A 15,783-nucleotide genomic window follows, 5' to 3' on the forward strand; every position below is an offset into this window, starting at 1 on the left:
GGATAAGCATGCTCGATCCCAATCTGCTGCGTAATGAGCCAGACGCAGTCGCTGAAAAACTGGCAAGCCGGGGCTTTAAGCTGGACGTAGATAAGCTGCGCGCTCTTGAAGAGCGTCGTAAAGTTCTGCAGGTACAAACTGAAAATCTGCAGGCAGAGCGTAACTCTCGATCGAAATCCATTGGCCAGGCAAAAGCGCGCGGGGAAGATATCGAGTCTTTACGTCTGGAAGTGAACAAACTGGGCGAAGAGCTGGATGCCGCGAAAGCTGAACTTGATACCTTGCAGGCTGAGATTCGCGATATTGCGCTGACCATTCCTAACCTGCCAGCGGACGAAGTCCCGGTCGGTAAAGATGAAAATGACAACATCGAAGTCAGCCGCTGGGGCACGCCGCGTGAGTTTGATTTTGACGTTCGCGATCACGTTACGCTGGGCGAAATGCACGCGGGGCTCGATTTTGCCGCCGCTGTTAAGCTGACCGGCTCGCGTTTCGTGGTCATGAAAGGGCAGATTGCGCGTATGCACCGTGCGCTGTCCCAGTTCATGCTGGATCTGCATACTGAACAGCATGGCTACAGTGAAAACTACGTTCCGTATCTGGTTAACCATGACACGCTGTACGGTACGGGTCAGTTGCCGAAATTTGCCGGCGATCTGTTCCATACCCGTCCGCTGGACGAAGAAGCCGACAGCAGCAACTATGCGCTGATCCCAACGGCAGAAGTTCCGCTGACCAACCTGGTGCGCGATGAGATCATTGACGAAGATGCGCTGCCAATCAAAATGACTGCGCATACCCCATGCTTCCGTTCAGAAGCGGGCTCTTATGGTCGTGACACCCGTGGTCTGATCCGTATGCACCAGTTCGATAAAGTTGAGATGGTGCAGATCGTTCGTCCTGAAGATTCGATGGACGCGCTGGAAGAAATGACCGGTCATGCCGAGAAAGTCCTTCAGTTGCTGGGTCTGCCGTACCGTAAGATCATTCTGTGTACTGGTGACATGGGCTTCGGCGCATGCAAGACCTACGATCTGGAAGTGTGGATCCCGGCGCAAAATACCTACCGTGAAATCTCTTCCTGCTCCAACGTGTGGGATTTCCAGGCGCGTCGCATGCAGGCACGTTGCCGCAGCAAGTCCGACAAGAAGACCCGTTTGGTGCATACGCTGAACGGCTCTGGTCTGGCGGTTGGTCGTACGCTGGTTGCCGTAATGGAAAATTACCAGCAGGCCGATGGCCGCATTCAGGTTCCGGAAGTACTCCGTCCGTATATGAATGGCCTGGAATACATCGGATAAGTTAGCTTTCCCTGCTAAAAAAGCGCCTGCGGGCGCTTTTTTTATGCCTGCTTGACGTCGAACAATAACCCTTACCCCATTAGTGGTAATACTACCTTCGAATGAAAGTCAGTATTTATCTCTGTCTTTACGCAAATTCACTATTTATCAGTCTGTATAACGATAATATCGATATATAAGTATCTATACAGCGTTTGTTTGTTTATTTATTGTGAGCAGCAGAGTGAGCCACTATGAAAACTAAGATCCCCGATGCCGTGCTGGCAGCTGAGGTGAGTCGTCGCGGTTTGGTCAAAACGACGGCGATAGGCGGGCTGGCGATGGCCAGCAGCGCGTTTACCCTGCCATTTACCCGTATTGCCAATGCTGCAGAAGCCATTAATCCGGCGCAGATCAATGAGAAAGTGATCTGGAGCGCCTGTACGGTGAACTGCGGTAGCCGCTGTCCGCTGCGTATGCACGTGGTGGACGGTGAAATCAAATATGTTGAAACCGACAACACCGGCGATGACAATTATGATGGCCTGCACCAGGTTAGAGCCTGCCTGCGCGGCCGCTCTATGCGCCGTCGTGTCTATAATCCGGATCGGCTGAAATACCCAATGAAGCGCGTGGGTAAGCGCGGTGAAGGTAAGTTTGAGCGCATCAGTTGGGATGAGGCCTATGACATCATCGCCACCAACATGCAGCGCCTGATCAAAGACTACGGCAACGAGTCTATCTACCTGAACTACGGCACCGGTACGCTGGGCGGAACCATGACACGCTCATGGCCACCGGGTAAAACGCTGGTCGCTCGTCTGATGAACTGCTGTGGTGGTTATCTGAACCACTACGGGGATTACTCTTCTGCACAAATCGCGGCTGGTTTGAACTATACCTACGGCGGCTGGGCGGACGGTAACAGTCCGTCTGATATCGAAAACAGTAAACTGGTTGTTCTGTTTGGTAATAACCCTGGTGAAACCCGCATGAGCGGTGGCGGGGTGACGTATTACCTTGAACAGGCACGGCAGAAATCCAATGCGCGAATGATTATTATCGATCCGCGCTACACGGACACCGGTGCGGGTCGTGAAGATGAATGGATCCCGATTCGTCCGGGCACCGATGCGGCACTGGTCAATGGCCTGGCGTACGTGTTGATTACCGAAAATATGGTTGATCAACCGTTCCTCGATAAATACTGCGTGGGGTATGACGAGAAAACTCTCCCGGCGAGCGCACCAAAGAATGGCCACTATAAGGCTTACATTTTAGGTCAGGGTAAAGACGGTATCGCGAAGACCCCGGAATGGGCCGCGCAGATAACCGGTATTCCTGCGGAACGCATCGTTAAGCTGGCACGTGAAATTGGCAGCGCCAAACCTGCCTACATCAGTCAGGGTTGGGGACCACAGCGTCACGCCAACGGTGAAATTGCCACCCGTGCTATTTCTATGCTGGCTATCCTGACCGGTAACGTCGGTATTAATGGTGGCAACAGCGGTGCGCGTGAAGGCTCTTACGATCTGCCGTTTGAACGTATGCCGACGCTGGAAAACCCGGTTGAAACCAGTATCTCAATGTTTATGTGGACGGACGCCATTGAGCGCGGCCCGGAAATGACGGCACTGCGTGACGGTGTTCGCGGTAAAGATAAGCTTGATGTGCCCATTAAGATGATCTGGAACTATGCTGGTAACTGTCTGATTAACCAGCACTCTGATATCAACCGCACGCATGAAATCCTGCAGGATGATAAGAAGTGCGAGATGATTGTCGTCATTGATTGCCACATGACGTCCTCGGCGAAATACGCGGATATTTTGCTGCCGGACTGCACAGCGTCTGAACAAATGGACTTCGCGCTGGATGCCTCCTGCGGGAATATGTCGTATGTGATTTTCACCGATCAGGCCATCAAACCGCGCTTTGAATGCAAGACCATCTATCAAATGACCAGCGAACTGGCGAAGCGCCTTGGCGTTGAGCAGCAGTTTACGGAAGGCCGTACTCAGGAAGAGTGGATGCGTCATTTGTATGAACAGTCGCGCAAAGCGATACCTGAACTGCCTACGTTTGAAGAGTTCCGCAAGCAGGGAATCTTTAAACAGCGCGATCCAGAAGGACATCATGTGGCGTACAAAGCGTTCCGTGAGGATCCTCAAGCCAACCCGCTCACAACGCCATCGGGCAAAATTGAAATTTATTCTCAGGCGCTGGCAGACATTGCGGCCACCTGGGAATTGCCTGAAGACGATGTGATCGATCCATTGCCAGTTTACGCCCCGGGCTTTGAAAGTTTAAGCGATCCGCTGGCGGATAAATTCCCGCTGCAGTTGACAGGCTTCCACTACAAATCTCGCGTTCACTCGACCTATGGCAACGTGGATGTACTGAAAGCGTCCTGCCGCCAGGAAATGTGGATCAACCCGTTGGACGCGCAACGACGCGGTATTAGCAACGGCGACAAGGTACGCATCTTTAACGAGCGTGGCGAGGTGCATATCGAGGCGAAAGTGACGCCGCGTATGATGCCGGGCGTTGTAGCGCTTGGTGAGGGAGCCTGGTATGACCCGGATATGAAACGTGTGGATCAGGGCGGCTGCATCAACGTGCTGACGACCCAGCGTCCTTCTCCGCTCGCGAAGGGGAACCCGTCACATACGAACCTTGTTCAGGTTGAAAAGGTGTAAGGAGTAACCGATGACAACCCAGTATGGATTTTTTATTGATTCCAGCCGTTGCACCGGTTGCAAAACCTGCGAACTGGCCTGCAAAGACTACAAAGATTTAACCCCGGATGTCAGCTTCCGCCGTATTTACGAATATGCCGGTGGCGACTGGCAAGAAGACAACGGCGTTTGGCACCAGAACGTCTTTGCCTATTACCTGTCTATTGCGTGTAACCATTGTGAAGACCCGGCGTGTACCAAGGTATGTCCGAGTGGCGCGATGCACAAGCGTGAAGACGGTTTTGTGGTCGTCGATGAGGATGTGTGCATTGGCTGTCGTTATTGCCATATGGCCTGTCCTTACGGCGCGCCACAGTACAATGCGGCCAAAGGGCATATGACCAAGTGTGATGGCTGCCACGACCGTGTGGCCGAGGGCAAAAAGCCGATTTGCGTCGAATCTTGTCCATTGCGCGCGCTGGATTTTGGTCCGATTGATGAACTGCGCAAAAAACACGGTGAGCTGGCGGCGGTTGCGCCACTACCGGGCGCACATTTCACCAAACCTAGCATTGTAATCAAACCTAATGCCAATAGCCGCCCGACCGGGGATACCACGGGTTATCTGGCTAATCCGAAGGAGGTGTAAGATGGGAAGTGGATGGCATGAGTGGCCGCTGATGATCTTCACGGTCTTCGGGCAGTGCGTGGTTGGCGGTTTTATTGTTCTGGCGCTGGCATTGATGAAAGGGGGCTTACGTCCCGACGCACAGCAGCGCGTCGTTGCCTGTATGTTGGGCCTGTGGGTGTTAATGGGCATCGGCTTTATTGCCTCCACGCTGCACCTGGGATCGCCGATGCGTGCTTTTAACTCCCTTAACCGCATTGGTGCCTCTGCACTGAGTAACGAAATTGCCAGCGGTTCGCTGTTCTTCGCGGTGGGCGGTATCGGCTGGCTGATGGCGACGTTGAAAAAAATGCCGTCTGCGTTACGTACTCTGTGGCTAATCGTCACTATGGTACTGGGCGTGGTTTTCGTCTGGATGATGGTGCGCGTGTATAACACCATTGATACGATCCCAACCTGGTACAGCTTCTGGACGCCGCTGGGCTTCTTCCTGACGCTGTTTTTGGGTGGGCCGCTGTTAGGTTATCTGCTGCTGCGCGTGGCTGGAGTAGACGGCTGGGCAATGCGCCTGCTGCCGGCGATTTCCATATTTGCGCTGGTGGTGAGTGCTATCATGGCGGTAATGCAGGGTACTGAACTGGCGACTACTCACAGTTCTGTTCAGCAGGCATCTGCATTGGTACCGGACTACGGCTCGCTGATGGCGTGGCGTATTGCGGCACTGGCTTTGGCGCTGTGCTGCTGGGTTGTGCCGCAGGTTAAAGGCTACCAACCGGCCGTACCGTTACTGTCAGTGGCGTTTATTTTGCTGCTTGTCGGTGAGCTGATCGGGCGCGGTGTGTTCTACGGTCTGCATATGACCGTGGGCATGGCGGTTGCCAGCTGACCTAAAGAATGCCGAATGGCGCAACTAACGGCGCCATTCGGCAAATAAAAAATGCGATACATCCATGAAATATTTCGACTGAACGAAACGCGATAATTTTGTTTTAGATCAATTAAAACAAACAGATGTGTTTTCCTCTTTTTTATCCATTCATATTAAGAATCAGTAATACGAATCGATCGTCATGAAAGCGCCTCAGACCCCTGATTGCGCCGATTGACAATGTTTTTGGCAGTGGCATGATGCGCATGAAATTTGAACTTCCTCACGGTTTTTATTCATGTCTACCTATACCCGACCCGTTATGCTATTGCTGTGCGGGCTACTGCTGCTGACCCTGGCGATCGCCGTGTTAAACACGCTCGTCCCGCTTTGGCTCGCCCATGAAAATCTCCCGACCTGGCAGGTGGGTGTGGTCAGTTCGTCTTATTTCACCGGTAATCTGGTGGGGACGTTGCTGACCGGGTATTTAATCAGACATCTTGGCTTCAACCGCAGCTATTACATTGCCTCGTTTATCTTCGCCGTGGGGTGTATTGGGCTGGGTGTGATGGTGGGATTCTGGAGCTGGATGACCTGGCGTTTTATCGCCGGTGTCGGCTGTGCCATGATTTGGGTGGTGGTGGAAAGCGCGCTGATGTGCAGCGGGACCTCTCGTAACCGCGGACGCTTACTGGCTGCCTATATGATGGTCTATTACGTGGGAACGTTTTTAGGGCAGCTGTTAGTCAGTAAAGTCTCGACAGATCTCATGAGCGTTTTGCCGTGGGTTACTGGCACGATTCTGGCAGGCGTATTACCACTGCTCTTTACCCGCATTATGAATCAGCAAAGCGAGGAACAACATTCGACGCCGATAGCATCGATGTTGAGACTTCGTCAGGCGCGACTGGGCGTGAATGGCTGCATTATCTCCGGTATTGTGCTGGGCTCGTTGTATGGCTTGATGCCGCTGTACCTTAATCATCAGGGGGCCAGTAACGCCAGCATTGGTTTCTGGATGGCGGTGATGGTCAGCGCTGGTATTCTGGGACAATGGCCGATTGGTCGTCTGGCGGATAAATTAGGTCGCCTGCTGGTTTTACGCGTTCAGGTCTTTGTGGTGATCCTCGGTAGCATTGCGATGCTGAATCAGGCGGCAATGGCCCCTGCGTTGTTCATGTTAGGTGCGGCCGGTTTTACGCTCTATCCAGTGGCAATGGCCTGGGCCTGCGAAAAAGTGGAACATCATCAACTGGTTGCCATGAACCAGGCATTGTTATTAAGCTATACCGTGGGGAGCCTGCTGGGGCCGTCATTTACCGCGATGCTGATGCAGAACTTCTCAGATAGCCTGTTGTTTATCATGATCGCCAGCGTGTCGTTTATTTATTTACTGATGCTGCTGCGTAAAACAGGACACAAGCCCAATTCCGTGGCACATATCTGAAGCTATTTAACGATTACGGTGGGTTTCCATTCATACAAATTATGTATGTTTGGTGAGAATCCACCGTATTTAATTCCCCCTCATCTTTGCTGAAAAATAAACTGTGCAGAAGGTTATAGTTTTACATTCTGCCATTTCCGCCCGTTCATTTTACCGCGCATAATCCATCGCCTCATTTATTGATATTTAAAATAACCCCACGAAGGATCGCGTATGGCCGGTGCACAGGAAAAACAGTTGCGATGGTACAACATCGCCTTGATGTCGTTTATTACCGTTTGGGGGTTTGGCAACGTTGTAAACAACTATGCTAATCAGGGATTAGTCGTTGTCTCCTCCTGGATTTTTATTTTTGCGCTCTATTTTATCCCTTACGCACTGATCGTCGGGCAGCTTGGCTCCACGTTTAAAGAGGGGAAAGGTGGTGTCAGTACCTGGATTAAACACACCATGGGTCCGGGGCTGGCTTACCTTGCCGCATGGACTTACTGGGTCGTGCATATTCCTTACCTGGCGCAGAAACCGCAAGCTATCCTGATTGCCCTGGGCTGGGCGCTGAAGGGGGATGGGTCACTCATTAAAGAATACACCGTCGTGGCGTTACAGGGGCTGACGCTGGCACTGTTTGTCTTCTTCATGTGGGTTGCATCCCGTGGGATGAAGTCACTGAAAATTGTGGGTTCCGTGGCGGGAATTGCGATGTTTGTGATGTCGATTCTGTATGTCGTGATGGCGGTAACCGCACCGGCAATTACGGATGTTGAGATCGCTACCACCAACATCACCTGGGAATCGTTCATTCCGCATATTGATTTTACCTATATCACGACGATTTCGATGCTGGTCTTCGCGGTGGGTGGCGCGGAAAAAATTTCACCTTACGTTAACCAGACTCGCAATCCAGGCAAAGAATTCCCGAAAGGGATGTTGATTCTGGCGATTATGGTGGCGGTATGTGCAATTCTCGGCTCGCTGGCAATGGGGATGATGTTTGACTCCCGGCATATTCCCGATGATTTAATGACCAATGGTCAATATTATGCTTTCCAGAAACTGGGCGAGTATTACGGGATGGGTAACACGCTGATGGTCATTTATGCGGTTGCCAACACGCTGGGGCAGATTGCTGCGTTGGTGTTTTCTATCGATGCGCCGCTTAAAGTCCTGCTGGGTGATGCGGACAGTCGATATATTCCTGCGCGTTTGTGCCGTACGAATGCGTCCGGTACACCGGTGAACGGTTATATATTGACGTTAGTATTAGTCGCGATTCTGATTATGTTGCCGACGCTGGGTATTGGCGACATGAATAATTTGTATAAATGGTTGCTGAATCTCAACTCAGTTGTTATGCCATTGCGTTATTTATGGGTGTTCGTGGCATTTATTGCCGTTATACGGCTGGCGCAGAAATATAAGTCAGAATATGTCTTTATTCGCAACAAAACGCTGGCATTAACCGTCGGAGGATGGTGTTTTGCCTTCACTGCATTTGCTTGCGTCACCGGGATTTTTCCAAAAATGGAAGCCTTTACCCCGGAGTGGACTTTCCAGCTGACGCTGAACATTGTGACACCGTTTGTACTGGTCGGATTGGGCTTAATTTTCCCGCTGCTGGCGAGAAGAAAGAGTTAAACGAGCGATAATAAGAAGGAGATAGCCAGGCTATCTCCTTCTGGCGGCTCAGGACAGCGGGGCAAGTTCGTCGGGAATGGTATATTGGTGACCGTCATAGCGCAGTAACCAGTTGGCTTTACCCGGTTTATCTTTCGCTGCGCATTGCTCATTGGCATCAACATAGCTCGTGGATGCCACGCTTTTCTCGGTTACTCGAATATCAACATACCCATTCTGCGAACCGGTATCCAGCGCCAGGCTGCGTTTACTGTCGCTGAAGGTTCCCTCGCAGTTGCCATCCCATTCTCCGCTGCTATTTTCCAGCACGATACCGTTTAGTATTGGCCGGAGCTGACTATTGTCGATGACATACAGCGAAAGTGCCGTTTCACTAAATGGATTGACCCGAGAACTGCCGGTGCGGGAGATACGCAAGCCGAATGCGGTCTGTTCAGGCGTAACCTTCCAGCGAGCGGTATCAAGTGCCAGGCCGGTGATGCGAATGGCATCGTCGCTCATTCTCTCTGGCAGGCGTAATCGTTGTTTTACGTCGAGTGTGGTGGAATCGAGCACCAGAAGCTCCATATCGCCGACGTTATCGTAATCGCTATACTGCTGTGTCATTAATGGTACAGCGGCCAGCGTCAGCTCAGGGTGCGCTGGCCAGATGCGGCAAATCGCGCTTTTGGGTGAATCACTGTGGGTGGTAATGACCAGGTTATCTTGAGTGATGGTGCCTTGCGACGTTGTCCTGGCATCCGGCCAGGCGTGCTGGATGATGGCATTAATATCGCAGTTGCTGGCGGCATTCGCGGCCTGGGCAGACAACAGTAACACTCCTGAGATGAATAACCGCATGACGTCCTTTCCTGTGTTGTGACCCGTTTGCCGAAGAGGTAAGTGCAGATAACAAAACGGCCACCATGTTAGGCAGCCGTTTTACAAGGATGTAAACTCAATACATCACTTTATGACCATACTGTTCCAGGATACCTTTCACGCGATCCATGGTTTCTTTCTTCGGTGGCTTAACGCCATCCAGCTTATATTCTTCGCCCATCGCCACCCATTTGTGTTTACCCAACTCATGGTAAGGCAGTAATTCGATTTTTTCGACGTTGCCCATATCACGGGTAAACTCGCCCAGACGGTGTGCTGAGTCGTCATCGTCAGACCAGCCTGGTACGACGACGTAGCGGATCCACACCTTGATGTCTTTGTTAGACAGATAGCGTGCGAACTCCAGTGTACGATGGTTAGACACACCGACCAGGTTCTGGTGAATTTCGTCGTTCATCTGTTTGAGGTCGAGCATCACCAGATCGGTGACTTCCAGCAGTTCATCAATCACCGGATCGTAGCGGCGGACAAAACCGTTGGTGTCGAGACAGGTATGAATACCTTCTTTTCTACAGGCGCGGAACCAGTCACGAACGAATTCGGCCTGCAGAATAGCCTCACCACCGGATGCCGTTACGCCGCCACCGGAGGCGTTCATAAAGTGGCGATAGGTCACCACTTCTTTCATCAATTCTTCGACGGTGACTTCTTTACCACCGTGCGTGTCCCACGTATCACGGTTATGGCAATACAGGCAGCGCATCAGGCAGCCCTGGAAGAAGGTAATAAAGCGGATGCCCGGGCCGTCTACGGTGCCACAGGATTCAAAGGAGTGAATGCGACCAATAACTGACATTGCGGTGTATCTCCAGATGTGGCCCATCCGGGGCCAGAGTGAGTGCACAGTTATTAACTGTGTCGAGTCTGTTTTGGCAGTCATCCATAAGTATAGATAGCTGACGAAAGAGACTTAGTTGCTAAAAAGGCCCCACTTACGTGGAGCCTTTATTGTACGACATTTAACGCGTGATTTCAGTCAAAACCAATTACATGGTCTGAGTGAAAGTACGGGTAATAACATCCTGCTGCTGTTCTTTAGTCAGGGAGTTAAAACGTACTGCATAACCTGATACACGGATGGTCAGCTGAGGATATTTCTCAGGATGTTCCATCGCGTCCAGCAGCATTTCACGGTTCATGACGTTCACGTTCAGGTGCTGACCACCTTCGATGGACGCTTCGTGATGGAAGTAACCGTCCATCAGGCCTGCCAGGTTGGTCTTACGAACTTCGTCGTCTTTACCCAGAGCGTTCGGAACGATAGAGAAGGTGTAAGAGATACCATCTTTAGCGTAAGCAAACGGCAGTTTAGCAACGGAGGTCAGAGAGGCAACAGCACCTTTCTGGTCACGGCCGTGCATTGGGTTAGCACCCGGTCCGAACGGTGCGCCAGCACGACGACCATCTGGGGTGTTACCCGTTTTCTTACCATACACAACGTTAGAGGTGATGGTCAGAACAGACTGAGTCGGGATAGCGTTACGGTAAGTAGTCAGTTTCTGAATTTTCTTCATGAAACGTTCTACCAGGTCAACCGCCATGTCATCAACGCGAGAGTCGTTGTTACCAAACTGCGGGTATTCGCCTTCGATTTCGAAGTCGATAGCCAGACCGTCTTCGTCACGAATCGGTTTAACTTTTGCATATTTGATTGCAGACAGGGAGTCAGCAGCAACGGACAGACCTGCGATACCACATGCCATAGTGCGAACAACGTCACGGTCGTGCAGCGCCATCAGAGAGGCTTCGTAGCTGTACTTGTCGTGCATGTAGTGGATGACGTTCAGTGCGGTGACGTACTGCTTAGCCAGCCAATCCATAAAGTGATCCATACGTTCCATCACTTCGTCGAAGTTCAGCAGATCGCCTTTGATTGGTTCAGATTTCGGACCAACCTGGATTTTCAGTTTTTCATCAACGCCGCCGTTGATTGCGTACAGCATGGTTTTCGCCAGGTTTGCACGCGCACCGAAGAACTGCATTTGTTTACCAACAACCATCGGGCTTACGCAACAAGCGATAGCGTAATCGTCGTTGTTGAAGTCCGGACGCATCAGGTCATCGTTCTCATACTGCAGAGAAGAGGTATCGATAGACACTTTAGCGGCGAATTTCTTGAAGTTCAGAGGCAGTTTTTCAGACCACAGAACGGTGATGTTCGGCTCCGGAGAAGGACCCATGGTGTACAGGGTGTTCAGGAAGCGGAAGCTGTTTTTGGTTACCAGAGTACGGCCGTCAACGCCCATACCGCCGATTGATTCAGTTGCCCAAATCGGGTCACCGGAGAACAGTTCATCATATTCAGGGGTACGCAGGAAACGAACCATACGCAGTTTCATGACCAGGTGGTCAATCATTTCCTGAGCGTCTTGCTCGGTGATTTTGCCTGCTTTGATATCACGTTCGATGTATGCATCCAGGAAGGTGGATACACGACCGAAGGACATTGCTGCACCGTTCTGAGACTTAACAGCGGCCAGGTAGCCGAAGTAGGTCCACTGGATGGCTTCCTGAGCGTTGGTAGCCGGACCAGAGATATCGCAGCCATATTTAGCCGCCATTTCTTTGATCTGACCCAGTGCGCGGTGCTGTTCAGCAATTTCTTCACGCAGACGGATAGTTGCTTCCAGGTTTACGCCATTTTCCAGATCGGACTGCAGAGAGACGAACTGAGCGTACTTGTCTTTCATCAGGTAGTCGATACCGTACAGCGCAACGCGACGGTAGTCACCGATGATACGGCCACGGCCATACGCATCTGGCAGACCAGTCAGAACACCGGATTTACGGCAGTTCAGAATGTCTTTGGTATAAACATCGAATACACCCTGGTTGTGGGTTTTGCGGTATTCGGTGAAGATTTTTTTCAGCATCGGGTCCAGTTCGCGATTGTACGCTTTGCAGGAACCTTCAACCATTTTGATGCCGCCAAACGGAATGATCGCACGTTTCAGTGGAGCTTCAGTCTGCAGACCAACGATTTTCTCAAGCTGCTTGTTGATGTAGCCAGCATCGTGAGAAGTGATGGTAGAAGCAACGGAGGTGTCAAAGTCAACAGGCGCGTGAGTACGGTTTTCCTGTTTAACGCCTTCCATCACGCTGTCCCACAGCTTGGTGGTCGCGTCAGTTGCGCCAGCCAGGAAGGACTCGTCACCCTCATACGGAGTGTAGTTTTTCTGAATGAAGTCACGGACGTTTACTTCATTCTGCCAATCACCTTTGGTAAAACCTTCCCAGGCTGTGGCTAACTTTTCATTAAGCTCGGACATGTAACACCTACCTTCTTAAGTGGATTTTTTATTTACTACGTGTAATGGGCATCAACAAATTAGTGATGATCGTTACCACGTAGGTAAATGACCCAGTATGTCAACCCGACTAACAAACCGCCGCCGATAATGTTACCGATCGTAACCGGAATCAGGTTATCGGTGATGAAATTCATCACGGTCAGGTGTGAAAAATTCTCCGGAGAAGAACCGACAGCGGTCCAGAATTCCGGTGTGGCGAAATCGCGTATTACGATACCCATAGGGATCATAAACATGTTTGCGATACTGTGCTCAAAACCGCTGGCAACAAACATTGCGACCGGTAATACCATGATAAACGCTTTGTCCATCAGGCTACGGCCTGAGTAGCTCATCCATACGGCCAGGCACACCATCAGGTTTGCCAGAATACCGAGGCTGACGGCTTCAACAAAGGTGTGATGCACTTTGTGATCGGCGGTTTGCAGGACATTTAGCCCCCATGCGCCGTTAGCGGTCATATATTCGCCGGAAAGCCACATCAGTAGCACAAAGAGCAAGCAACCCACCAGGTTGCCAACATAAACGTTGAGCCAGTTTTTTGCCAGTTGGCCCCAGGTAATACGTCCACTGGCCTTAGCGACGACAATCAGTACGGTTGAAGTAAAGAGGTCAGCGCCGCAGACAACACAAAGAATCAGTCCCAGGGAAAAGCAGATACCACCGATCAACTTGGCCATACCGAAAGGCATTGTTCCAGTACCGGTCGTGGCGGTGATATAGAAAACAAAGGCAATTGAAATGAACACACCGGCAGTAATTGCCAGATAGAACGTCTTAAGCGGATGTTTCGTTGCTTTATAGACGCCTGCTTCTTCGGCAACTTTGGCCATAGCAGCAGGAAGTATAAGATCAAAAGGGTTGTCAGCTTTCACACTAACTCTCTCTTTATTAAGTCGGCGACGAGATACTAACAAAGCATTATAGATGAGAATTTGATATAGATCATATCTCGCCTGGCTTATAGGCCCGCAAGACGCATGGTTTTTATGCGATTACGGAGTAACTTTTTGATTATTATAGTAAAAATAAATTTTAAAAATTATAAAGTGAGTTGAATTTTTTCCTTTCGCCTCCCGTTGAGCGGTTAATTAAAATGGAGTAATTGAGATAAAACGCAACACTATCAAGCTATTTTTTTTAATATCAACTACTAATTTTTAACCTTGTTTTTACATTTATTTTTGATTAAGCAAAAATAAAAAAAACGGGGCACAAAATGCGCCCCGTAATATAGCGTAGTCAATTGTTGAAGCCTACTCAGAGCAGGCTAATTGCCATTATTTTGACCAGTATGCTGCTTTTGCGCGCTGCAGTTTTTCATAGGCTTTCAGCAGAGACTGATGCGCCGGGAAAGCCTGCAGATCGCTGTCGACGGACTGGAGGCCATAAAAAGGCGCTTCTCCGCTTAATGCCGCACTCGCCGCTTCAACCGCATCGGCACCGTACATACGGACAAAAGCGTTCAGATACTGCAGCGGCTGGCGATCGTCTTCCTGCGACAACAGCAGCAGCGTTTGCAGGCAACGGTAGTAGTTGGCGCGTTCGGCGCTAAAGACCGATGCGTTAAACTCCATTGTCCATTCGGTCCAAATCAGTGCCTGCTCCAGGTCACCGCCGGCCAGTGCCAGCATCACTTTCAGCTCACCAATACGCAGCGTAGACCAGCCGTTGTCTGAACCTGTTGCCAGACCCAGCAGCTCACGTACGCGGGTAAAGTCGTCAAAACCTTCTTCATCCAGTTGTTCGAGCAGGCTGAGATAGTCTTCTTTATCCCACTCGCTGCCCGGCAGAGAAAGAATGGTTTCACGCAGATGTGTGCCCATACCGTTGTTCGCTAACCACAGATCTTCAGCCGGATAGATATCAGACATCCCCGGAACGATGATGCGGCAGGCGTACACGCCCAGATGCTCGTAATCAGCGATATACACTTCTTTATCTTCGGTTTTGAAGATAGCCATCAGGGTGGCGAACTCTTCTTCCGTGGTGCCGGAGAAATTCCAGTCAACGAACGGATAATCGGCATCTTGTTTGAACAAATCCCAGGAGATCAGGCCGCTGGAATCGATGAAGTGGGTTTCGAGGTTGGTATGCTCAGCCACTTCTTCATCATCAAAGGTCGGGGGCATAAAGACATCAAGATCTTTCAGACCGCGGCCCTGCAACAGTTCAGTGACGGTACGCTCCAGTGCCACGCCGAAGTCCGGGTGGGCGCCAAATGACGCAAAGCAGGTCCCGTTAGCCGGGTTAAACAGTACTACGCAGATAACCGGGTATTTGCCGCCCAGCGAGCCGTCATAGGCGAAAATTGGGAACCCTTCGGCTTCCAGTTTGGCGATGGACTCGACCACTGCCGGGTAACGCGCCAGCACGTCGGTTGGGATTTCCGGCAGACTGATGCTTTCTGCGATGATGCGGTTCTTCACATAACGTTCAAAGACTTCAGACAGCCCCTGAACACGTGCTTCATTTGGGGTGTTACCGGCAGACATTCCGTTGGAAACGTACAGGTTGCCAATGATATTCATCGGAATGTACACGGTTTGGTTATCAGACTGGCGGGTAAACGGCAGACCGCAAACGCCGCGTTCTTCATTGCCTGACTGCAGGTCGATCAGCATGCTGCCGGTCAGTTCATTTTCCGGATCGTAGAACGCGCGCAGACGGGCATCCAACAGACCTTCTGGAACGTCATCCTCTTCGGTTAACGGGAACCATTTTTCGTTCGGATAATGCACGAATGGACCGTTAGCGACAGTTTCACCCAGCCAGAAATCGGCAAAAAAGTAGTTGGTGGACAGACGCTCAAAATATTCGCCCAGCGCGGAAGCCAGCGCCGCTTTTTTCGTCGCGCCTTTACCGTTGGTGAAACACAGTGCGCACTCTTTATCGCGAATATGCACAGACCAAACGTTAGGAACGGGGTTTAACCATGAGGCTTCTTCAATCTGGAAACCAAGGTCGAGTAATTTTTGCTGGAAGCGGGCGATGGAATCTTCCAGCGCGGCATCTTTGCCGGGAATAAATGTTTGCGTCATGAAAATCACTTTT

The 15,783-nt window shown here is 51.0% G+C and carries 11 protein-coding genes; 6 read left to right on the forward strand and 5 right to left on the reverse strand.

What is annotated here, in order from left to right; genetic code table 11:
- The first annotated feature begins 8 nt into the window (after window positions 1-8).
- From serS to M2374_RS01775, 6 genes are all read left to right on the forward strand, one after another.
- A complete protein-coding gene (gene serS / locus M2374_RS01750) occupies window positions 9-1,301 on the forward strand; it encodes a serine--tRNA ligase (RefSeq protein WP_096757692.1) in 1,293 nt (430 codons plus the stop codon).
- A 233-nt stretch (window positions 1,302-1,534) separates the two neighbouring features.
- A complete protein-coding gene (gene dmsA, locus M2374_RS01755; RefSeq protein ID WP_117341707.1) occupies window positions 1,535-3,979 on the forward strand; it encodes a dimethylsulfoxide reductase subunit A in 2,445 nt (814 codons plus the stop codon).
- Window positions 3,980-3,989: 10 nt separating this feature from the next.
- A complete protein-coding gene (gene dmsB / locus M2374_RS01760) occupies window positions 3,990-4,607 on the forward strand; it encodes a dimethylsulfoxide reductase iron-sulfur subunit DmsB (protein WP_096757690.1) in 618 nt (205 codons plus the stop codon).
- 1 nt (window position 4,608) lies between these two features.
- Window positions 4,609-5,472 (forward strand): dimethyl sulfoxide reductase anchor subunit family protein, encoded by an 864-nt coding sequence (locus M2374_RS01765; RefSeq protein WP_181688325.1) that lies wholly within the window; start codon window positions 4,609-4,611, stop codon window positions 5,470-5,472.
- Window positions 5,473-5,752: 280 nt separating this feature from the next.
- Window positions 5,753-6,901, forward strand: coding sequence for an MFS transporter (locus M2374_RS01770; protein WP_096757688.1), 1,149 nt, complete (start codon window positions 5,753-5,755; stop codon window positions 6,899-6,901).
- Window positions 6,902-7,114: 213 nt separating this feature from the next.
- Window positions 7,115-8,536 (forward strand): APC family permease, encoded by a 1,422-nt coding sequence (locus M2374_RS01775; protein ID WP_096757687.1) that lies wholly within the window; start codon window positions 7,115-7,117, stop codon window positions 8,534-8,536.
- 48 nt (window positions 8,537-8,584) lie between these two features.
- On the opposite strand, the gene M2374_RS01780 is transcribed toward M2374_RS01775, so the two are convergent.
- From M2374_RS01780 to ycaO, 5 genes are all read right to left on the reverse strand, one after another.
- Entirely contained in the window at window positions 8,585-9,376 is a 792-nt protein-coding gene (locus tag M2374_RS01780) for a hypothetical protein (RefSeq protein ID WP_181688324.1), read from the reverse strand.
- Between the two features lie 97 nt (window positions 9,377-9,473).
- Complete coding sequence (gene pflA, locus M2374_RS01785; protein WP_096757686.1) at window positions 9,474-10,214, reverse strand: pyruvate formate lyase 1-activating protein; 741 nt, start codon at window positions 10,212-10,214, stop codon at window positions 9,474-9,476.
- A gap of 190 nt (window positions 10,215-10,404) precedes the next feature.
- Entirely contained in the window at window positions 10,405-12,687 is a 2,283-nt protein-coding gene (gene pflB / locus M2374_RS01790; RefSeq protein WP_181490392.1) for a formate C-acetyltransferase, read from the reverse strand.
- A gap of 59 nt (window positions 12,688-12,746) precedes the next feature.
- Window positions 12,747-13,604: a formate transporter FocA gene (focA, locus tag M2374_RS01795; RefSeq protein WP_135322512.1), complete on the reverse strand. Its 858-nt coding sequence runs from the start codon at window positions 13,602-13,604 to the stop codon at window positions 12,747-12,749.
- Window positions 13,605-14,009: 405 nt separating this feature from the next.
- Window positions 14,010-15,770: a 30S ribosomal protein S12 methylthiotransferase accessory factor YcaO gene (gene ycaO, locus M2374_RS01800; RefSeq protein WP_181688323.1), complete on the reverse strand. Its 1,761-nt coding sequence runs from the start codon at window positions 15,768-15,770 to the stop codon at window positions 14,010-14,012.
- Between the last annotated feature and the right edge of the window lie 13 nt (window positions 15,771-15,783).

The sequence above is a fragment of the Citrobacter sp. JUb117 genome (assembly GCF_024809055.1).
Classification (GTDB): Bacteria; Pseudomonadota; Gammaproteobacteria; order Enterobacterales; family Enterobacteriaceae; genus Citrobacter; species Citrobacter gillenii.

Coding starts and splice junctions, on each gene's coding strand:
- serS (WP_096757692.1), top strand. CDS start 9: ATGCTCGATCCCAATCTGCTGCGTAATGAGCCAGACGCAGTCGCTGAA.
- dmsA (WP_117341707.1), top strand. CDS start 1,535: ATGAAAACTAAGATCCCCGATGCCGTGCTGGCAGCTGAGGTGAGTCGT.
- dmsB (WP_096757690.1), top strand. CDS start 3,990: ATGACAACCCAGTATGGATTTTTTATTGATTCCAGCCGTTGCACCGGT.
- M2374_RS01765 (WP_181688325.1), top strand. CDS start 4,609: ATGGGAAGTGGATGGCATGAGTGGCCGCTGATGATCTTCACGGTCTTC.
- M2374_RS01770 (WP_096757688.1), top strand. CDS start 5,753: ATGTCTACCTATACCCGACCCGTTATGCTATTGCTGTGCGGGCTACTG.
- M2374_RS01775 (WP_096757687.1), top strand. CDS start 7,115: ATGGCCGGTGCACAGGAAAAACAGTTGCGATGGTACAACATCGCCTTG.
- M2374_RS01780 (WP_181688324.1), bottom strand. CDS start 9,376: ATGCGGTTATTCATCTCAGGAGTGTTACTGTTGTCTGCCCAGGCCGCG.
- pflA (WP_096757686.1), bottom strand. CDS start 10,214: ATGTCAGTTATTGGTCGCATTCACTCCTTTGAATCCTGTGGCACCGTA.
- pflB (WP_181490392.1), bottom strand. CDS start 12,687: ATGTCCGAGCTTAATGAAAAGTTAGCCACAGCCTGGGAAGGTTTTACC.
- ycaO (WP_181688323.1), bottom strand. CDS start 15,770: ATGACGCAAACATTTATTCCCGGCAAAGATGCCGCGCTGGAAGATTCC.